This is a genomic window from Pseudomonas brassicacearum (genome assembly GCF_003732225.1).
Lineage (GTDB): Bacteria > Pseudomonadota > Gammaproteobacteria > Pseudomonadales > Pseudomonadaceae > Aquipseudomonas > Aquipseudomonas brassicacearum_E.
Genome location: NZ_MOBJ01000006.1, coordinates 76,783 through 95,261, shown reverse-complemented (window position 1 = coordinate 95,261; position 18,479 = coordinate 76,783). Strand labels below are relative to the sequence as shown.

18 protein-coding genes and 1 pseudogene are annotated in these 18,479 nt (G+C 60.0%); 12 read left to right on the top strand and 7 right to left on the bottom strand.

The window, feature by feature from the left end; all coding sequences use genetic code 11:
• The first annotated feature begins 316 nt into the window (after positions 1-316).
• The 9 genes and pseudogenes from BK659_RS07340 to BK659_RS28260 form a co-directional block, all read left to right on the top strand.
• Positions 317-670: a hypothetical protein gene (locus BK659_RS07340; RefSeq protein WP_123424426.1), complete on the top strand. Its 354-nt coding sequence runs from the start codon at positions 317-319 to the stop codon at positions 668-670.
• A gap of 133 nt (positions 671-803) precedes the next feature.
• Positions 804-986 (top strand): hypothetical protein, encoded by a 183-nt coding sequence (locus BK659_RS27610; RefSeq protein WP_148050419.1) that lies wholly within the window; start codon positions 804-806, stop codon positions 984-986.
• Positions 973-1,932: an AAA family ATPase gene (locus tag BK659_RS07335; RefSeq protein WP_123424425.1), complete on the top strand. Its 960-nt coding sequence runs from the start codon at positions 973-975 to the stop codon at positions 1,930-1,932. Before BK659_RS27610 ends, BK659_RS07335 begins: the two co-directional genes overlap by 14 nt.
• A 5-nt stretch (positions 1,933-1,937) precedes the next feature.
• Entirely contained in the window at positions 1,938-2,882 is a 945-nt protein-coding gene (locus BK659_RS07330) for a DUF58 domain-containing protein (protein ID WP_123424424.1), read from the top strand.
• Positions 2,879-3,373, top strand: a complete 495-nt coding sequence (locus BK659_RS07325; RefSeq protein WP_123424423.1) for a DUF4381 domain-containing protein — start codon at positions 2,879-2,881, stop codon at positions 3,371-3,373. Before BK659_RS07330 ends, BK659_RS07325 begins: the two co-directional genes overlap by 4 nt.
• Positions 3,366-4,442, top strand: a complete 1,077-nt coding sequence (locus BK659_RS07320; RefSeq protein ID WP_123424422.1) for a vWA domain-containing protein — start codon at positions 3,366-3,368, stop codon at positions 4,440-4,442. Before BK659_RS07325 ends, BK659_RS07320 begins: the two co-directional genes overlap by 8 nt.
• Entirely contained in the window at positions 4,439-6,190 is a 1,752-nt protein-coding gene (locus tag BK659_RS07315; protein WP_123424421.1) for a VWA domain-containing protein, read from the top strand. Before BK659_RS07320 ends, BK659_RS07315 begins: the two co-directional genes overlap by 4 nt.
• Entirely contained in the window at positions 6,187-7,827 is a 1,641-nt protein-coding gene (locus BK659_RS07310) for a BatD family protein (RefSeq protein WP_123424420.1), read from the top strand. The genes BK659_RS07315 and BK659_RS07310 overlap by 4 nt, the downstream gene beginning before the upstream one ends.
• Positions 7,828-8,008: 181 nt before the next feature.
• Positions 8,009-8,117 (top strand): annotated as a pseudogene (locus BK659_RS28260) (hypothetical protein); the annotation flags it as partial.
• Positions 8,118-8,360: 243 nt separating this feature from the next.
• Here BK659_RS28260 and BK659_RS07300 read toward each other — a convergent pair.
• Entirely contained in the window at positions 8,361-9,722 is a 1,362-nt protein-coding gene (locus tag BK659_RS07300; protein WP_123424419.1) for a lytic polysaccharide monooxygenase, read from the bottom strand.
• A 424-nt stretch (positions 9,723-10,146) separates the two neighbouring features.
• Between BK659_RS07300 and BK659_RS07295 the strand changes: the two genes are divergently transcribed.
• Genes BK659_RS07295 through BK659_RS07285 form a run of 3 tightly spaced genes read left to right on the top strand, consistent with a single transcriptional unit; the run spans position 10,147 to position 15,661 of the window.
• Positions 10,147-11,391, top strand: a complete 1,245-nt coding sequence (locus BK659_RS07295) for an exonuclease SbcCD subunit D C-terminal domain-containing protein (protein ID WP_123424880.1) — start codon at positions 10,147-10,149, stop codon at positions 11,389-11,391.
• Entirely contained in the window at positions 11,388-15,029 is a 3,642-nt protein-coding gene (locus tag BK659_RS07290) for an AAA family ATPase (protein ID WP_123424418.1), read from the top strand. Before BK659_RS07295 ends, BK659_RS07290 begins: the two co-directional genes overlap by 4 nt.
• A complete protein-coding gene (locus tag BK659_RS07285) occupies positions 15,026-15,661 on the top strand; it encodes a glutathione S-transferase (RefSeq protein ID WP_123424417.1) in 636 nt (211 codons plus the stop codon). The genes BK659_RS07290 and BK659_RS07285 overlap by 4 nt, the downstream gene beginning before the upstream one ends.
• 65 nt (positions 15,662-15,726) lie before the next feature.
• On the opposite strand, the gene BK659_RS07280 is transcribed toward BK659_RS07285, so the two are convergent.
• The 6 genes from BK659_RS07280 to BK659_RS07260 form a co-directional block, all read right to left on the bottom strand.
• Complete coding sequence (locus BK659_RS07280) at positions 15,727-15,984, bottom strand: hypothetical protein (protein WP_123424416.1); 258 nt, start codon at positions 15,982-15,984, stop codon at positions 15,727-15,729.
• On the bottom strand, positions 15,981-16,193 hold the full coding sequence (locus BK659_RS07275; RefSeq protein WP_123424415.1) for a hypothetical protein: 213 nt from the start codon (positions 16,191-16,193) through the stop codon (positions 15,981-15,983). Before BK659_RS07275 ends, BK659_RS07280 begins: the two co-directional genes overlap by 4 nt.
• A gap of 115 nt (positions 16,194-16,308) precedes the next feature.
• On the bottom strand, positions 16,309-16,434 hold the full coding sequence (locus tag BK659_RS27900; RefSeq protein WP_259740217.1) for a hypothetical protein: 126 nt from the start codon (positions 16,432-16,434) through the stop codon (positions 16,309-16,311).
• 211 nt (positions 16,435-16,645) lie between these two features.
• Positions 16,646-16,825 (bottom strand): hypothetical protein, encoded by a 180-nt coding sequence (locus tag BK659_RS07270; RefSeq protein WP_123424414.1) that lies wholly within the window; start codon positions 16,823-16,825, stop codon positions 16,646-16,648.
• Between the two features lie 158 nt (positions 16,826-16,983).
• Entirely contained in the window at positions 16,984-18,159 is a 1,176-nt protein-coding gene (locus BK659_RS07265) for a lactonase family protein (protein WP_123424413.1), read from the bottom strand.
• Positions 18,146-18,442, bottom strand: coding sequence for a DUF5629 family protein (locus BK659_RS07260; RefSeq protein ID WP_123424412.1), 297 nt, complete (start codon positions 18,440-18,442; stop codon positions 18,146-18,148). Before BK659_RS07260 ends, BK659_RS07265 begins: the two co-directional genes overlap by 14 nt.
• Between the last annotated feature and the right edge of the window lie 37 nt (positions 18,443-18,479).

The window sequence follows — 18,479 nt, the reverse complement described above, 5'->3', positions numbered from 1 at the left end:
TCGATTGCGCACTGTCTTTACGGGTATCCATTGGTTGCGCAGCTTATCGGGTGCGACAACCTGCCTGCTTGCGATGCTGCGACATATTCGGTCATCGGTACGTAACTCATCGCCAGCGCATCGAACAACACTAGCACTCGTGCGAGAAAAAGACGGTTTTATGCCCGTATTTGCGGCACATCCGTACCAGAAATGACCAGCAACACCCGGGATGTTCACGACACATCCTCTGACAGTCAGGCGAGCAGAAATTCCCTCGGGCTGGCAGAATTGCCTTTTGTGGCCTTCACCACGCTCGCCGAGCCAGGAATTTCCCATGCAAATGACTACCGCCCACCTGATCGCCAACCCGTGCGACGACGAAGAAGACAACATGGCCATGCTCTGCTGCCACAGCAATCAGGGCGACATGTTTTTGATGACGCGTTACCCGGACGAAGACGAGCTGGAGATTACCCTCGATGGCGAGCCGTCCACCCTCGACGGTGTGAAAGTCACCCTCAGCCCTACCCGCCTGCTGATCGAAATCGCCGCCGCTGATGCCGATGCGCTGAATGGCGATGACTCTTTGGAAATCATTCACAACACCGACGCCGTCGACCTGGCTGAAGTCGAAGAAACCCTGCAGAACATTCTCAAGGGCACTGGCACTTATATCAGCCAGCTCTGAGCCTTGGAATTTCCGCGCCTGTGCCGGCGCCATCGCGAGCAAGCTCGCTCCCACATTGGATTTATGCCGGATGCTGATTTTGCAACCCATACAGATCCCCTGTGGGAGCGAGCTTGCTCGCGATGGCGCCCGAATGAACACCACCATTCACCAGCCCCGCCAATTTCCAACAATCGCCAATCAATTCACGCTCTTTGCGCAAAATGCCGTTAGTCGCCACCCCCTGCGATGGATTAAAGTAACGCCCCCAGCCCTGGCGTTGTTCGAACGCCTTGGCTCACCCTCTCCAGGAACAGTCATCGATGGAACATCGTGAAGCGCTGCTTGCGCTGCGAACCTTTCTTTCAACGCAGATTCTCGGCCAGGAAAAGCTCATCGATCGGTTGCTCATCGCCCTGCTCGCTGACGGCCACATGCTGGTCGAGGGCGCACCTGGCCTGGCCAAGACCAAGGCCATCAAAGAACTTGCCGAAGGTATCGAAGCACAGTTCCATCGCATCCAGTTCACCCCCGACCTGCTGCCCGCCGACATCACCGGCACCGAGATCTATCGCCCGGAAACCGGCAGTTTCGTGTTCCAGCAGGGACCTATCTTTCACAACCTGGTGCTGGCCGACGAAATCAACCGGGCGCCGGCCAAGGTCCAGTCGGCCTTGCTCGAAGCCATGGGTGAGCGGCAGGTCAGCGTCGGGCGCAGCACTTACGAGCTGTCGCCGCTGTTTCTGGTCATGGCCACCCAGAACCCGATCGAGCAGGAAGGCACCTATCCGCTGCCCGAAGCCCAGCTCGACCGCTTCCTGATGCACGTCAAAATCGGCTTCCCGGACGCGGCCGTCGAGCGACGCATTCTGCAACAGGCCCGTGGTGAAGCGCTGAACGGCGAGACCAAGCCCGAGCGCCGAGTCAGCCAGCAAGCGATTTTTGCCGCACGCAAGGAAATTCTCGGTTTGTACATGGCCGACGCCGTGGAGGAATACCTGGTGCAGTTGGTCATGGCAAGCCGCACGCCGGGCAAGTTCGACCCGGAAATGGCCGAGTGGATTGCCTACGGCGCCAGCCCGCGTGGCTCCATTGCCCTCGATCGCTGTGCCCGTGCTCACGCCTGGCTGGCCGGTCGCGATTTCGTCAGCCCCGAAGACATTCAAGCGGTGCTGTTCGACGTATTGCGCCATCGCATCATTCTTTCCTTCGAAGCCGAAGCCGCAGGCATTGACCAGGACCGCGTGGTCCAGCGGATTCTCGACGTCGTAGCTGTCGCTTGACCCTCATGAGCACACCGCTTGCGCCCGAACCGGGTATCCGCGTCAGCCTCTCCGAGCTGATCGAGATGCGCCATCGCGTGCGCGAAGTGCAGTTGTTTTCCACGCCGAGCCAGCGCAGCCCGTTGATTGGCCTGCACCACTCCAAGCTGCGCGGGCGTGGCGTGGACTTCGATCAGGTGCGGGTCTATCAGGCCGGCGACGATGTGCGGACCATCGACTGGCGCGTCACCGCACGCACCCAGGAGCCGCATACCAAACTGTTTCACGAAGAGCGCGAGCGGCCGATTTTCATCATGGTCGAGCAGAGTCGCCGCTTGTTTTTCGGCTCGGGGCTGATGTTTAAATCAGTCTTGGCCGCACAAGCCGCGAGCCTGATTGGCTGGGCTGCGCTGGGGCATAACGACCGTGTGGGCGGGCTGGTGTACGGTGACAACGAGCACTACGAAATCAAACCCCGACGCAGCAAGCAAAGCCTGCTGCAATTGCTCAACCGTTTGGTGCGCGTCAACCAGACTCTCAACACCGAAAGAGAGCCCGATCGCGACGGCCTGAGCATGGCCCTGCGCCGCGCCCGCGAGGTACTGCGTCCGGGAAGCCTGGTGATCGTGATCTGCGACGAGCGCGCCTTGTCCGAGGGTGCCGAGCAACAGTTGAGCCTGCTGTCACGGCACTGTGATTTGCTGTTGCTGCCACTCTCCGATCCGCTCGACCACGCCCTGCCCGCTGCCGGTTTGCTGCGTTTCGCCGAGCGCGGGGCACAACTTGAACTCGATACGCTGAACGTCGACCTGCGCCAAACCTATCGCGCCCAGGCCGAAGCGCGCATCGCCCGCTGGGAACTGCTGGCACAGAAACTGCGTGTCCTGCTAATGCCCCTTAGCACTCAAAGCACGATGGTCGAACAACTGCGTGAATACCTGAACCCGCAACGTCCGGGTAAAAGCAAATGAGTAGCCTCGAGCAACTGCAACCATTGATGACCCCGCCTCCCATCGACTTCTGGCCGCCGGCACCGGGCTGGTGGTTGCTGCTGGTGCTGTTGCCACTGATCGGTTTCGGCCTGTGGCAACTGCGCCGTTTTATTCCCGTCAAGCACTCCGCTGTGCGCGCCGAACAGCCGCTGGATCCGGTGCGATTGGCTGCGCTGGCTGAATTGGCACAAATGCCCAAGCCGTATGACGGCGCACCGGCCGGCGCCTGGTTGCAACAACTCAACGGATTGCTCAAGCGCCTGTGCCGCAACCATTACCCCTACAGTCAGAGCCACACCCTTAATGGTCGTAAATGGCTGGCGTTTCTCGACAACCGCTGTCCGGCTGCCGGCCTGACCCGCTGGATGATCCTGGTTGAAGGCGCCTACAAGCCGGAGTGCAAACTCGACGACAAGGCTATCGCCGGCCTGACACAAGCTGTCGACACCTGGATTCGCAAACATGTTTGAGTTCGCCTGGCCGTGGATCTTCGCCCTGTTGCCGCTGCCGTGGCTGATGCGGATTGTGCTGCCAGTCGCCGACAGCGGCGAACCGGCGCTCAACGTCAGCTTTCTGACCGATCTTGAAGGCCTGGTCCGGCGTCGCGCCCGCGCCAACCTGCCGGCCTGGCGCCAGCAAGCGCCGCTTATCCTGCTCTGGCTGCTGCTGTTGATCGCCGCCGCCCGCCCGCAATGGCTCGGCGAACCGCTGCCGATTGCCGCCAGTGGACGCGACCTGCTGGTGGCCGTCGACGTGTCAGGCTCCATGGACTTCCCCGACATGCAATGGCAGGACGAAGACGTCAGCCGCCTGACGCTGGTCAAGCATTTGCTCGGTGACTTCCTCGAAAAACGCGATGGCGATCGCGTCGGCCTGATCCTGTTCGGCAGCCAGGCCTATCTGCAAGCCCCGCTGACCTTCGACCGGCACACCGTGCGTATCTGGCTCGACGAAGCGCGGATCGGCATCGCCGGCAAGAACACCGCCATAGGCGACGCCATCGGCCTTGCCCTGAAACGCTTGCGCCAACGCCCGGCACACAGCCGCGTACTGATCCTGGTCACCGACGGTGCCAACAATGGCGGCGAAATCGATCCACTGACCGCCGCGCGACTGGCCGCCGAAGAAGGGGTGAAAATCTACCCGATCGGCATCGGTGCCGATCCGGAGCAAGGCGGTCCTCTGGCTTTTCTGGCCGGCAACCCGACCATGGACCTCGATGAACCGGCCCTGAAAGCCATCGCGCAAGCCACCGGAGGACGTTACTTTCGCGCCCGCGATGGCGCAGAACTGCAGGCGATCAAGGAAACCCTCGATCAACTGGAACCCGTGACTCAACAACCGACCCAGGCCCGCCCGGCGCAAGCACTGTACAGCTGGCCGCTGGCCGCCGCGCTACTGATGAGCATCTTGCTGGTCATCCGCGCGCGCTGGCCAGACAACCCGCTGCAACGTTTTTTCACCCAGTCGCATTTTCTGCAACAGCGCCCTGACTGGCACCAGCGGCTTAAACGCCTGCGTCTGCGGAGGCGTCGATGATCGAACTCTGGCCGCATTGGTTCCGTCCCTGGTGGTTGTTGCTGTTGCCGCTATTGGGCTGGTTGCTGTGGCAACTCTGGCACCGGCAAAAACGCGCGGGTCGCTGGCAGATGATCTTGCCGCCGGCCTTCCATGCCGCACTGCTCAGTGGTGGCAGTGGCCGTGAAAGCAAGTTGCCATGGATCGCCCTGGGCCTGGCCTGGGTTCTGGCGCTATTGGCCCTGCTGGGGCCTGGCTGGGAACGGGTTGAACAGTTCGCGCAGAAACCCGCCGACCCGTTGGTGGTGCTCCTTGAACTGACGCCGGAAATGCTCGCCACCGACGTGCTGCCGACGCGCCTCGAGCAGGCCCGACGCAAACTGCTCGATCTGTTGCAAGCCCGCAGCGATGCGCAAACCGCCATCGTCGTCTATGCCGGCAGTGCGCACACCCTGGTGCCGCTCTCCGACGACCTGTCCACCAGCCGTAATCTGCTGGACGCGCTCAAACCGTCGATCATGCCTCAGGCGGGTCATCGCGCTGATCTGGCCGTGACCAAGGCGCTGACACTGCTCAACCGTGGCGCCCTCGGCCAGGGGCGGATTCTGCTGATCGGTTCGGCCCTCACCGAACAGGAGCGCCAGGGTATTCGTCAAGCCCTCAGCGGTCAGGCACCGGAGTGGTTGATGCTCGGCGTCGGCACCCCGCAAGGCGCACCGGTCACCGACGAACACGGCAGTTTCCTCAAGGACGCGCAGGGTGCGATTCTCGTGCCGCGTCTCGACGGGCCGAGCCTGAAAGCCTTTGCCAGCGACATGGACGGACGTTACCGACAAGCACGGCTGGACGACAGCGACCTGCGCAGTCTCGGGCTGTTCGATAGCCCACATGGCTTGCGCAACGATGGCCAGACGCTGCGTCTGGATACCTGGGCCGATCAGGGCTACTGGCTGTTGCTGCCACTGTTGTTGCTCACGGCCTGCGCGGCACGCCGCGGCTGGCTGCTCTGCCTGCCACTGCTGTTCATGCTGCCGCAACCGAGTTACGCCTTCGAGTTCAACGATCTTTGGCTGCGTCCGGACCAACAAGGTCAGCAGTTACTCAAGCAGCAACAGCCCGCCGAAGCCGCAAAGCATTTCAAGGATCCGCAGTGGCAAGGGGTCGCGCTCTATGAAGCCGGTGAATACGCCGCTGCCGCCGAGCGCTTCGCCGAAGGCAACGACGCCGGCGCGCACTACAATCGCGGCAACGCCCTGGCTAAAAGCGGTGAACTGGAAGCTGCCGTCGACGCCTATGAGCAGGCCCTTGAACTGCAACCTGATTTACGTCCGGCGTTGACCAACAAAGCACTGGTAGAAGCGCTGATCAAACAGAAGGGCCCCACACCGCCCAGCGAAGCGGAAAAGACCGACGGCGAAGAGAACCCGCAGACTCAGCAACCCCCACCTCCGGGTGCGACGACACAGCCCTCGACCAGCGACGAGCAGAAGACCGATGCTCAAACCGCGCAACCGAGCACTGAAGCCAACAGCGAAAGCAATACCGACAGCCCGCCACAACCGGGCAATAATGAAGTGCCGGGCAGTGAGTTGGGCGACGAACAACACACCACACCGCCGATCCGCAACGCCGACGCCAACTTCGACGGCGAGCAACGGCAGGCCCTGGAGCAATGGCTGCGTAAAATCCCGGATGAACCGGGCGAACTGCTTAGACGTAAATTCTGGTACGAACAGCAACAACATCAGGATCAGGGAAAAACTCGATGACCCGCTTCACCGCCTTATTGCTCAGCCTTTTTCTCTGGACCGTTGGCGCCCAGGCTGAAGGGTTGGTTGCCAGCGTCGATCGCAGCCGCGTGAACTCCGGCGAGACGGTCGAGCTGACTCTCGAATCCAGCGATGTCACGCAGTTCGGCAGACCGGACCTGAGCGCACTGGAGCCACTGTTCGAGGTTCGCGGCACCCGCCAGGTCAACCAGCTCACGACCCTGGGCGGCGACAGCCACGCCACCACTCGCTGGATCATCACCCTGCTGCCCCGGCAGAACGGCACGATCGTCATCCCGTCCCTTCAGCTCGGTGATTACAAAAGCCAACCGATCAGCCTGCAAGTGGTCGAAAGCGCTACTCAAAACAGCCCGAACACATTGGCGCCGGTGTTCATCGAAGCCAGTCTCGATCAGGACACGGTATACGTTCAGGCTCAGGCTATTCTGACCTTGCGCATCTATCACTCGGTGTCGCTGTTTGACGACAGCAACGTCACCCCGCTGCAAATTTCCGATGGTCGCGTCGAACAGCTGGGCGAGCCACGCACGTACGAGAAGGTCATCAATGGTCTGCGCCACGGCGTGATCGAGCTGCGCTATGCGATCTACCCACAACACAGCGGCGTGCTGACGATCCCGGCGCAAGTGTTCAGCGCTACGCTGGTGGACGCACAACCCACGCAGGCACCCGCGCCCCAAAGCCCGAAACAGGGCAAGCTGATTCGCGTAAGTTCCGCCGAAATGATCCTGACGGTCAATGCCAAACCGGCCGGCTACCCGGCCGATATTCCCTGGCTACCCGCGCGCAGCCTGAGCCTCAGTGAAAGCTGGAGCCCGGAGCCGGACCGGATTCAGGTCGGCGACTCTCTGACCCGTAGCCTGACCCTGAAAGCCGAAGGCCTGGCCAGTTCACAACTGCCCCCCCTGCCCATCACTGACGCCAACGGCCTGCGCCGTTACCCCGACCAACCGCAACTGAGCAATCAGCACAGCGAGCGCGGGCTGATCGGCAGCCGTGAAGACCGCGAGGCACTGGTGCCGACCCGCACCGGGCAAATCGAGCTATCCCCCGTGGAAGTGATCTGGTGGAACACCCATGAAGATCATCTGGAGCGCAGCAGTCTCCCGGCCCGAACCCTGCACGTGGTCAACAACCCTAACCTTGCGGTCGACACCCCGGTGGGCAATGCGCCGCTTGCCGTAACGGCTGACAGCGAAGAGCTCTGGTACTGGAAACTCAGCACCTTGATCCTTGCCTGCACCACCCTGCTCGGCTTCGGTCTCTGGTGGCGTGCACGTTGGCAACCAGCGCTTCTGCGCGTCGCGCAAACCGGTCCGAGCCCGCGCACCCTGCTTGACGACCTCAAGCGCGCCTGCCAGGCCAACGACCCTCAAGCCACCCGCCAGGCACTCGACGCCTGGGCTCGCCAACAGCCAGAAACCCTCGCCGACATGGCCGCCCGCTTCGTGCCGCTTTCCGACGCGCTGGACGGACTGAACGGCGCGCTTTACAGCGAAGCCGGGCAGTACTGGCAAGGCGAAGACCTGTGGCGCGCGATCCGCGCCATCCCGATCGCCGAACGGGTCCACGACCCGGTCGGCGACAGTGGTTTGCCGCCGCTTTATCCCAAGTAGAGCAAAAAATCGCAGCCTTCGGCAGCTCCTACGGGGGAATGGTGTACATCCCGTAGGAGCTGCCAAAGGCTGCGATCTTTTCTGCCTTTCTGCATTCCCGACCTTTTGCCAGTAAACTCCCTCCCCTTTCGCCGCTATCATTTTTCCCGCGGCCATCACCTTACATTTCGCGGAGTACGCCTTGCGTCTGTTTCACACCTCCGACTGGCACCTTGGGCAGAACCTGCATGGCCAGGAACGCGACTTCGAGCACGGTTGTTTCCTTTACTGGCTGTTGCGTCAGCTGAGCCTGGAAAAGCCCGATATGCTGCTATTCAGATGGAACGCAGCTGCCGGATTACGACCGCTTCGCGGCCGAGCGCAAGCTTGCTCCCTCGCCACAGGTCCGGTGTGATCATATCCCCCGATCAAACTCCAGGAACGCCTCTACGATTTCATCGTCAGCGCTCACGAGCAGCCACCACAACGGTCAGCCGCTCGCTTTGCGTCAGCCTGAAGCAATCAGGCTCAAGATGAATGCGCCAGTGGCCGGGTCAAGATTGTTTGACCCAAAGTACATTGTCGCCCACTCCCGGCGCCCAATCTTCCACGTACGAAGTATGTGCCTGAATGCAACACCAGTTCTGATTGTCATGGCTGACCAGTGCGTTTTTTGCATACTGCGTATTCAGCTTCCACGCCGGAAACTGCCCCCCTCCACCCAGGGTTTTGACGCTCAGGGCATTACTGGGTAACGACAGCTTACCGTTCAGGTCGAGCGCTTTTACAAAGTAACGGTATTCGGTATCGGGCGTCAGGCCGGTATCGTCAACGGAGGTCTGATTTCCGATCACGGATTTGACTTCGTGATCGTCACGGAAGATCAGGTAGTTCACAATCGGCGCCGCGCCGGTGGATGCCCCCCACATCAGGCTGACACTTTGCGCCGTCTGGCCCATGCCATGCAGATTCATCGGAGCGCCGGGTGCCCCGTCCTCGCCACCTACTGGCAACGTACGCACCTCAATGGCCCGACTTGGCGCAGAAATATTGCCGTGTTCATCGACCGCGCTAATGAAGTAGTTGTAAAGGGTTTCAGGCGCCACGCCGTAATCGATCCAGGTCAGTAGCGGCGCCTCAATATCGACAGTGGTGATCCCATTCCGCGTAAGACGATAGAAGGCGATGCGAGAAGGGCCGGTTGCCGCATTCCACGTCAAAGCCGCCTGCTTGTCGGTTACATTGCTGGCGGTCAGCCCGGTCGGCGTGGTGGGACGTTCACCTCCACCTTCGGAAGGCACAAAAGAAAGATCCACCACCTGATAGAACGCATTCATGGTATCGGCAACTTCCCAAACAGCCAATAACACATGGTATCCCTCCCTCTTGGGCAGCGGGACCTCATGCGTGGTAGGTGAAGGCGGCTTCATGTCCGCTGAATGTTCCCAATACGGCTTCAGATTAATTTGCACCGTGTAAAAGGGCTCTGCTTCGAATTGATCGCGAGACAGTACCTTGCTGGGATCCCATCCCTCTTTCGTCATGAAATAGTTCCAGCGCCGCGTAACGTGGTTGGCGGTGAAATGCCAAGAGACATCCAATGTTTCGCTGCTTCGCACTTCATGTTTTTGCCAGTGGTCGCCGGGGTCGTCCAGTTTTTTGCCGGTGGCCTGATTCGCGCTAGCGATTTTTCCGTCCGGAGGTGGTGCGGCATTAGCCACATCTTCTCTGGCGTAAGCATCGGACAAGCCGCCAGAGGTTTGGGGGAAAAATTTACCAGACTCTCGCTGGTTCAGTGCCCCTTCATCCAGTTCGCCTGCCTGCCAGGCAAAATAGGCCCGGGATGCGGGGGAAAAAACGTGGCCGTGACGCACAGTGTTGCTTCTGCTGATAGTATTCGGACGATTCTGTGACATGGGTTTCTCCACTTCATTTGGTCGTTGCAAAGTTCGATACTCTTCGGATCACATCTACTGCCATTACGACTTCAGCTCTTTTGAAGCGACCCTGTTTTCTCCTTCCGATTGGAGAATCGCGTATCGCGTCGCTCTTGCTCTGCAAGGCACCATGCTCAGGAACAATTAAACCCCCTGCCAATCATTGTGGATACTGTCAGAACTAACAGGTCGACATAGCCACTCGTCCGTTTTCCCATCGACTACTCCGGCTATACAAACGCTCCACGGCCAAACCCAGCGACTGTCGCTATGCGAGCGGCAGATCTGGTTCAGGTGATCTTTAAGGCATTCAGCAACCTTGGTCGTTTGCCAGTAAACTCCCTCTCCTTTAGTCGCCATCCTTTCCCTCATGGCCATTACCTTATTTCTTGCGGAGATCGCCTTGCGTCTGTTTCACACCTCCGACTGGCACCTTGGGCAGAACCTGCATGGCCAGGAACGCGATTTCGAGCACGGTTGTTTCCTTGACTGGCTGTTGCGTCAGCTGGGGCTGGAAAAGCCCGATGTGCTGCTGATCGCCGGCGACATCTTCGACACGGTCAACCCGCCGGTCAAAGCCCAGGAACGCCTCTACGACTTCATCGTCAGCGCGCACGAACAGCAGCCGTCGCTGACTATCGTGATGATTGCCGGCAACCACGACTCCGGCTCGCGAATCGAATTGCCCGCGCCGCTGATGCGGCGTTTGCGCACTCACGCGCTGGGTCGGGTGTTGTGGCTCGATGACGGCCAACTGGACGCAGAGCGCCTGCTGATTCCGCTGCCCGATGCCTCGGGTGAAATCGCCGGCTGGTGCCTGGCGCTGCCCTTTCTGCGCCCTGCCGAAGTCACCGGCGCCCATCTGGGCGACAACTACCTGCGCGGCATCGGTCAGGTGCATGAATGGCTGATTGAAGCAGCCAATGCCAAACGCCAACCCGGTCAGGCGCTGATCGCTATCAGTCACGCGCACATGGCCGGCGGTTCTGTGTCCGAGGACTCCGAGCGCAGCCTGATCATTGGCAATGCCGAGGCCCTGCCCGCCAGCCTGTTCGGGCCGAGCATCAGCTACGTTGCCCTCGGTCATTTGCACAAGCCGCAGAAGGTCAATGGCGAGGAGCGCATTCGCTACAGCGGCTCGCCGATTCCACTGTCGTTTTCCGAGATCAGCTATCAGCATCAGATTCTCGATATCACGCTCGATGGAGAGACACTGCTCAGTGTCGAGCCGCGGTTGATCCCCCGTGCGGTCAACCTGCAACGCCTCGGTCCGGCTCCACTCAGCGAAATCCTGACGCAGTTGGCGGACCTGCCGAACATCGATCTACTGGCCGACCTCCAGCGCCAGCCGTGGCTCGAAGTCCGCGTGCGCCTCGATGAACCGCAGCCGGACCTGCGTCAACAGATCGAAACAGCCCTGCAAGGCAAAGCCGTGCGGCTGGTGCGAATTGCCGCCGAATACGCAGGCTCCGGCGGTCAAGACGGCACAGACGACAATGGCCAATTGATTGAACTGGATCAGCTCACTCCGCAGGAATTGTTCAGCCGCGCCTGGCTGGACAACTACGGCAGCGCCGTCGACGAACAGACACTCAAGGACTTTGCGCAGCTGTTGCAAGACGTTCAGCAGGAGAGCGAACAGCCATGAAAATTCTCGCAATCCGCCTGAAAAACCTCGCCTCGCTGGCGGGACCGTTTGAAATCGACTTCACCGCCGAACCGTTGGCCAGCTCCGGCCTGTTCGCGATTACCGGGCCGACCGGTGCCGGCAAAAGCACCTTGCTCGATGCGCTGTGCCTGGCGCTGTTTGGCGCAGTACCACGCCTCAACAACACCGGACGTGACGCCAAAGTGCCGGACGCCGATGGCGAGATTGCCACCGGCGACCCGCGTACCTTGCTGCGTCGCGGCACCGGTGATGGCTATGCCGAGGTCGACTTTGTCGGCATCGACGGTCGTCGCTACCGTGCACGCTGGGAAGCCAATCGCGCCCGCGAAAAAGCCAACGGCAAGCTGCAAGCCAGCCGCCAAAGCCTGCGCGACCTCGACACCGATCAGCTGCTGGCCAGCCAGAAAGGCGAATATAAAACTCAGCTTGAGGCCGTGTTGGGCCTGAATTTCGAGCAGTTCACTCGCGCAGTGATGCTGGCCCAAAGCGAGTTCAGTGCCTTCCTCAAGGCCGATGACAACGATCGCAGCGAGCTGCTGGAAAAACTCACCGACACCGCGCTCTACACGCGCCTGGGCAAACGCGCTTTCGACAAAAGCAAAGAAACCCGCGAGGCCCACAAGCTGCTGCAGGACCAGGCCACTGGCATCACACCGCTTGAGCCCGAGGCCCGCGCCGAACTCGATCAGCGCTTCAACGACGCCCAGCAACAGCTCAAAACCCAACAAGCGCAACTCAAGCAGCTTGAGCTGCAACACACCTGGCTCAAAGAGCTGCACCAGTTGCAGGACCAGCAACTGGCTGCGGCTGAACAGCTGCAACAGGCCCAACAGTCGTGGGACGCCCAGACCGGCGAACGGCTGAACCTGGCACGCCTGGAACAGCTGGCACCGCAACGGCATCAGTTTGCCCGGCAAACCGAGCTGAGCGCGCAACTGAGCCCGTTGGCCGCGTTGATTCAGCAACACAGCCAACAACAAAGCGAGCTGCAAAACCGTCAGGTGCAACTCGAAACCAGCCTGGAATCCGCAAAATCCGCGCTGACCCAGGCTCAAGGCCTACACAGCAGCAACGCCCCGCGGCTGCGTCAGGCGTTCGAAGAACAGAGCAACCTCGCTCGCCTGACCCAGGCCATCAACGTTTCGGCCGAACTCAAGCACAACGCTGAAAAGGCCAGTACTGAAGGCCAGCAAGCCATCGCGCGAATGCTCGAACAGCAACAGCAGGTTGCCGAACGCCTGGCGACGATTGCGATGCAACTGGAACAGAGCATCCAACTGGCTCCCGTCAGTGACGCCTGGAACGCCTACCGCGAGCGATTGCAGCAACTGATGTTGGTGGGTAATCGCCTGAAAAAAGGCCAAACCGAGTTGCTCGAACTGGAACAACGGGCTGCCGACACCGCCACCCAACTCGGCACTCAACGCAAAAGTCTGGAGTTGCTCTACAGCGAAGCCGGCGCTGAACCCGAAGCCGTTGCTGAACAGATCCAGATCCTCGGCAGCCTGCTGCAAGACAACCGCAAGCAGCAACGCGCTTTCGAAGAACTGGCGCGGTTATGGACCCGCCAGCAGGAGCTGGACCAGCGTGCGCAGGCACTGCAACAACGCCTGCAAACCACCCAGACAGAACGCGAACGCCTGACCCGCGAAGGCGTTCAGGCCAAGGCCGAGTTGACCGTCGCCGAGCAAACCCTGAAGGTCACTCAGGAACTGCTGGAGCGTCAGCGCCTGGCGCGCAGTGCCAGTGTCGAAGAGTTGCGCAGGCAGTTGCAGGACGATCAGCCGTGCCCGGTCTGCGGCAGCGTCGAGCATCCTTATCATCAGCCTGAAGTATTGCTGCAAAGCCTTGGTCGTCACGACGAAGGTGAACAGGCCAACGCGCAAAAAGCCGTTGATGCACTGAAGGAAAAACTCGCAGACCTACGCACCGACGTCGGCGGGCTGATTGCTCAACAAAAGGAATTGCTGCAACAACAGGAACAGCTGGAGGCCCAGCAGCAGAGCCTGACACCGAGCCTTGAGGCTCATCCGCTGGCCGCCCAGTTACTGGCGCAAGACGCCGGCAAACGCGACACCTGGCTGAGTCAGCAAAGTGCTCAGTTGACTCAGAACATCGCTCAGGACGAACAACGACAAAGCGCCCTGCTCACCTTACAGCAAGACGCTGCACGCCTTCAGCAACAGCTGCAAGCGGCCGACCAGGCCAGTCAACAGGCCGCCCAGCAACTGGCGATCCAGCAGCGCGAGTTGAGCAACGATCGCCTGCGCCTGGAAGAAGAGCTCGCAGCGTTCAGCACTTTGCTCCCGACTGCGATCCTCGACGGTTTGCGCAACGAGCCCGCCGCGACCTTCATGCAGCTTGATCAACAGGTCGCCCAGCGCCTGGAACAACTGGAGCGGCAACGCGAAGAACTCGGCGAGCAACAGCAGCGCCAGCAAAACCTGGAGAAAGAACAGGACCGGCAACTGACCCGTGTGCAGCAATTGGAAGCCGCGCAACAGCAATTCACCGCACTGACCGAGCAGCAACACGCCGCCCAACAGAAGCTCGCCGAACTGCTGGGCGACCAGCCAAGTGCCGAGCAGTGGCAACAGCAACTGGATCAGGCCGTCGAGCAGGCCCGACAAGCTGAAGCAATGGCCAATCAGGAGCTGCAAGAAGTCCGCAACCAGCAGATTCAGTTGGCCGCCGAGCTCAAGGCCGAGCAACAACGCCAGCAAACGCTGGAAGCGGAAAGCCTTGAGCTGAGCAGCAAGATTGCCGAGTGGCGCGCCCTTCATCCGGAACTGGATGACGGTGGTCTGGAGCAGTTACTGGCATTCAGCGATGAGCAGGTCAGTCAGCTGCGCCAACAGCTTCAGCTGAGCGAAAAAGCCATCGAGCAAGCCAAGGTCCTGTTGCAGGAACGCGAACAACGACTGAACAGCCATCAGGCGCAACACAACGGCAACCTCGACGCAGAGCAACTGGCCAGCGCCCTCAGCGAGCTGCAAAACCAGTTCGGTATCAGCGAACAGCTCTGCGCTGAATTGCGTGCGCAACAAGCTGAAGATCAACGCCGTCAGGACGCCAATCAGGCGCTGGCACAACGTATTAGCGATGCCTACAACGAGTGGCAGCGCTGGGCGCGGCTGAATGCCCTGATCGGTTCGGCCACCGGCGACACTTTCCGCAAGATCGCCCAGGCCTACAACCTCGATTTGCTGGTGCATCACGCCAACGCCCAATTGCGCCAACTGGTGCGCCGCTACCGGCTCAAGCGCGGCGGCAGCATGCTCGGTTTGCTGGTGATGGACACGGAAATGGGCGATGAACTGCGTTCAGTGCATTCGCTGTCGGGCGGCGAAACCTTCCTGGTATCGCTGGCACTCGCGCTGGGCCTGGCCTCGATGGCGTCGAGCACACTGAAAATCGAGTCGCTGTTCATTGATGAAGGTTTCGGCAGCCTCGATCCGGAGTCGCTGCAATTGGCGATGGACGCCCTTGATGGCCTACAGGCACAAGGGCGCAAAGTCGGGGTGATCTCCCACGTACAGGAAATGCATGAGCGAATCCCCGTGCAGATCCAGGTTCGCCGCCAAGGCAATGGCCTGAGTACGCTGGAGGTCAAATGAGCACGCCGACGCTCTACTCCTTCCGTCGCTGCCCCTACGCCATGCGCGCACGCATGGCGCTGCGTTACAGCGCAGTAGGGCTGAATATCGTCGAAGTCAGCCTCAAGGCCAAGCCGCCAGAGATGCTCGCGCTGTCGGGCAAGGGCACCGTGCCAGTGCTGAGCCTTGAAGGTCGGGTGATTGAGCAAAGCCTGGAAATCATGCAGTGGGCGCTGGAACAGAACGACCCACAGGACTGGCTGCTCAAGGACGATCCTGCGGCGCAACAACGGGGCGCGGCGCTGATCGAAGCAAACGATCAGGTGTTCAAGCTGCACCTCAATCGCTACAAATACGCTGAGCGCTACCCGGAATACCCCATGGAGCATTACCGCGCCGAGGGTGAAGTGTTTTTGCGTAACCTGGATGAGTTGCTGCAACAGCGGACTTATCTGGTCGCCGATCATTTGAGCCTGGCGGACGTCGCCCTCGCGCCGTTCATACGCCAGTTCGCGCATGTCGACCGCGAGTGGTTTGCGCAGACGCCTTATCGGCATCTTCAGGCGTGGCTTCAAGGGATTCTGGAGTCAGACCTTTTTACCGCGGTCATGGCGAAGGCCCAGTGTGGGAGCGAGCTTGCTCGCGATGACTGACTGACACTCAACATTGATATCGACTGTCATACCGCTATCGCGAGCAAGCTCGCTCCCACATTTGATTATGCCAGTGCGCTGCACATTTTCAGCGCCGAGCAATCAATCTGAAACGGCCCCAGAACCACTGCTTTGGGTTTGGCGGGCGGATTACCCGCCAGCAACCCCAGCGCCTTGGCGGTCTGGATGTTGTGGGCGATGTTGTGGTTGCACTCGATGGCCCGTGCCAGCGAACCCGCCGAGCCCTGACCGATACCGAGCAGTGAAGATCCGTTGGTCATGAATGCCAGGAAGGCAATCACCCAAAGTCTGCGCCCTTTCATGCTCGCACCGCTCCTGCGACGTCTGAGTGTTCAACGCCGAAGTTCTGTGCGCGATGCTCAAACTGGATGGCGGGATAGGCGACCTGGATCGGCGCTTCTACGATGTGTTGCGATTGCGCCGAGAGGCTGACCACCAGAACCATGGCCACGTATAAACCGATGGCGACGTAAGCACCGTGCCTGGCAGAGGAAAGGATTGCGCTGGCCATGGGATTCTCCGTGGGCATGTTTCAGTGCCCACAGAATCAATCAAATAACCGGCTATGAATAGCGACCTTTATGCATAGTAGCTATCAGTTTAATTGATCGAAAATCCGACGTTTTTCAGTCCTGCAACAAGCTCAACAAGCGCTCGCGCGCGACTTCAGGCTCACCGTCGACCGGCTGGGCAGCCGAGAGAATTGGAGTGGAATAGAGAAACAGCAGCACCACAGCCAGACGCATCGCCATGTCGTCGATCCTTGGAAAAGATTGAGTCAATAAATTAGCGTCAAATTTAAACACATGGCCATGTGATATTACACGCGGTATTTGTGCTGATTGGGGTGTGGAGTCGCAAATGCTTTATGCAGAAGCGACATCACTCTGGTCTTTCCGGCGAAAGAATCGCCGATCGGATCAAGTGACTTCGCTCCTGCATAAAGTCGGCAGGGCTTGAATCTCAGTGTTGGATCTTGTGATCCAGCGCGGCGTAGAAGTTGGCGCTTTGTTGCAGGTATTTCTGGGTATAGGCCTGGGTGCCGGATCTTTTCGAGTTGATCTCGACACTGGCACTGGCTGGCAGAGCAACGGTGGCTGAGATGGCGGAAGCGGCGATCACGGAGAAGAGATTGAAGTTCATGACGGTAACCCTCGTAGATTCAGTTGGCTTGCTTGCCTGTTTAGGCCGTGAAGCAAACTTACGCCCGAGGGTTGGCGCTCTTGAAATCTTTTGTAGCAGTAGCGGATATCACTCAGATTAATAGAACCGCGCAAGCCCCGGCGTACGGGGCCTGCGGCTTATTGACGCAGGAAGAAGCGGATATCGCTGGGGGCATCGAACGGCAGTTTTTGCACGGTTTTGCCCAGCAAACCGGTCTTCACATCACGCTCGATGATAACGATCTGGTTGCTCTTCTGGTTGGCAATCAGCACGAACTTGCCACTGGGGTCGAGGCTGAATTCACGCGGGTGATCACCCTCCACCGAGCGCCGTTGAAGCTCCTTGAGTTCACCACTGGCCGGATCGATGGCGAACACCAGCAACTCGTTAGCCGTGCCACGATTGCTGACGTAGAGGAACTTGCCATCCACTGACGCGTGCAGCGCAGCAGCCGCTTTCTGCGCCTGGGGTTTGCCGGCTGCCAGGTCGACCATCTGCCGTTGGGTCAGTTTGCCGGCCTGATAATCGAACACCGCGACTTGTGCGCTCATTTCCATGCTCAGGTACGCGTGCTTGCCATCGCTACTGAACAGTAAATGTCGTGGCCCGCTGCCGGGTGGCAACTGGACCGACGCTGGCGTGGCGGCGGTCAGCGGTCGTTCCGGATTGGCCTTGGGGTCATAGCGGTAGATAAAGATCTTGTCCGCCCCCAAGTCATTGCTGAATACAAACTGGCCGTCCGGCGAGGACACTACCGAATGAACGTGAGCCGACAACTGCCGCTCGGGGTTGACCCGGCTCGACGGATGACTGCTCAGCTGGATCGGAGGCGCCAGCTTGCCATCGCTGCTCACCGGCAACACCGCAAGGCTGCCGCCCGGATCTTCGGCCACTGAATAATTACTGACAAACAGGTGCTTGCCGTCAGCGCTCAGGCTGGAATGGGTCGGCTCGTTACCCAGGCTCTGCACCTGACTGATCAGGCTCAGCCGATGGGTTTTCGGCTCGACGGCGAAGCTGCTGACACGCCCTACCGGGTCGGCTTGCCCCGGACCGTTCTCGTTGACCACAAACAGTCGACGCTGGTCGCTGGAAAGCGTTAGCCACGACGGGTTGGCGCTCTTCACCACCTGCAACGGCGCGGCATCGAGCTGACCGCTTTGGCTGTCGAACTTGAGTCGGTAAATCCCCTGGCTCTGGCCCTGGGTGTAGGTGCCGATCAGCAGCTCATGAATGTCGGCGGGCGCGGCCTGCACCCCCATCGCGCCGACACTGCCGGCCATCAACAGTGGCCAGAAGTTACGCATCCTCATGCTCGTCATCCCCTTCGTCACCACCGCCGAACGCGCTCATGCACACCAGGCGGTGCTCGCCGGAATCACCGGTGATGGTCCAGCTTTGCAGGGTTTGATCGAACACTGCCGCCTGCACCTGAGCCGGGCTGAACTCCCAGTGTTTGGCGACACGGCCATCCATGCACTCGATGTGCAATTGATCATCCTCGTCCAGCGAGAATTCAAAGGCATGTAAGCCATCGATTTCCAGCATGTCGCAGGTTTCAAGGACAGTCAGCAAGGTGTCGGTAGCAGCAGTCATGGCAATCAATCGTCAGTTGGAAAACGCTAATGATAGG

What these genes read in the sequence shown, in the direction of transcription:
- BK659_RS07270 (WP_123424414.1), bottom strand. Translation starts at nt 16,825, where the DNA reads ATGAACTTCAATCTCTTCTCCGTGATCGCCGCTTCCGCCATCTCAGCC.
- BK659_RS27900 (WP_259740217.1), bottom strand. Translation starts at nt 16,434, where the DNA reads ATGGCGATGCGTCTGGCTGTGGTGCTGCTGTTTCTCTATTCCACTCCA.
- BK659_RS07340 (WP_123424426.1), top strand. Translation starts at nt 317, where the DNA reads ATGCAAATGACTACCGCCCACCTGATCGCCAACCCGTGCGACGACGAA.
- BK659_RS07290 (WP_123424418.1), top strand. Translation starts at nt 11,388, where the DNA reads ATGAAAATTCTCGCAATCCGCCTGAAAAACCTCGCCTCGCTGGCGGGA.
- BK659_RS07325 (WP_123424423.1), top strand. Translation starts at nt 2,879, where the DNA reads ATGAGTAGCCTCGAGCAACTGCAACCATTGATGACCCCGCCTCCCATC.
- BK659_RS07330 (WP_123424424.1), top strand. Translation starts at nt 1,938, where the DNA reads ATGAGCACACCGCTTGCGCCCGAACCGGGTATCCGCGTCAGCCTCTCC.
- BK659_RS07300 (WP_123424419.1), bottom strand. Translation starts at nt 9,722, where the DNA reads ATGTCACAGAATCGTCCGAATACTATCAGCAGAAGCAACACTGTGCGT.
- BK659_RS07265 (WP_123424413.1), bottom strand. Translation starts at nt 18,159, where the DNA reads ATGAGGATGCGTAACTTCTGGCCACTGTTGATGGCCGGCAGTGTCGGC.
- BK659_RS07275 (WP_123424415.1), bottom strand. Translation starts at nt 16,193, where the DNA reads ATGGCCAGCGCAATCCTTTCCTCTGCCAGGCACGGTGCTTACGTCGCC.
- BK659_RS07310 (WP_123424420.1), top strand. Translation starts at nt 6,187, where the DNA reads ATGACCCGCTTCACCGCCTTATTGCTCAGCCTTTTTCTCTGGACCGTT.
- BK659_RS07320 (WP_123424422.1), top strand. Translation starts at nt 3,366, where the DNA reads ATGTTTGAGTTCGCCTGGCCGTGGATCTTCGCCCTGTTGCCGCTGCCG.
- BK659_RS07285 (WP_123424417.1), top strand. Translation starts at nt 15,026, where the DNA reads ATGAGCACGCCGACGCTCTACTCCTTCCGTCGCTGCCCCTACGCCATG.
- BK659_RS07315 (WP_123424421.1), top strand. Translation starts at nt 4,439, where the DNA reads ATGATCGAACTCTGGCCGCATTGGTTCCGTCCCTGGTGGTTGTTGCTG.
- BK659_RS27610 (WP_148050419.1), top strand. Translation starts at nt 804, where the DNA reads ATGAACACCACCATTCACCAGCCCCGCCAATTTCCAACAATCGCCAAT.
- BK659_RS07335 (WP_123424425.1), top strand. Translation starts at nt 973, where the DNA reads ATGGAACATCGTGAAGCGCTGCTTGCGCTGCGAACCTTTCTTTCAACG.
- BK659_RS07280 (WP_123424416.1), bottom strand. Translation starts at nt 15,984, where the DNA reads ATGAAAGGGCGCAGACTTTGGGTGATTGCCTTCCTGGCATTCATGACC.
- BK659_RS07260 (WP_123424412.1), bottom strand. Translation starts at nt 18,442, where the DNA reads ATGACTGCTGCTACCGACACCTTGCTGACTGTCCTTGAAACCTGCGAC.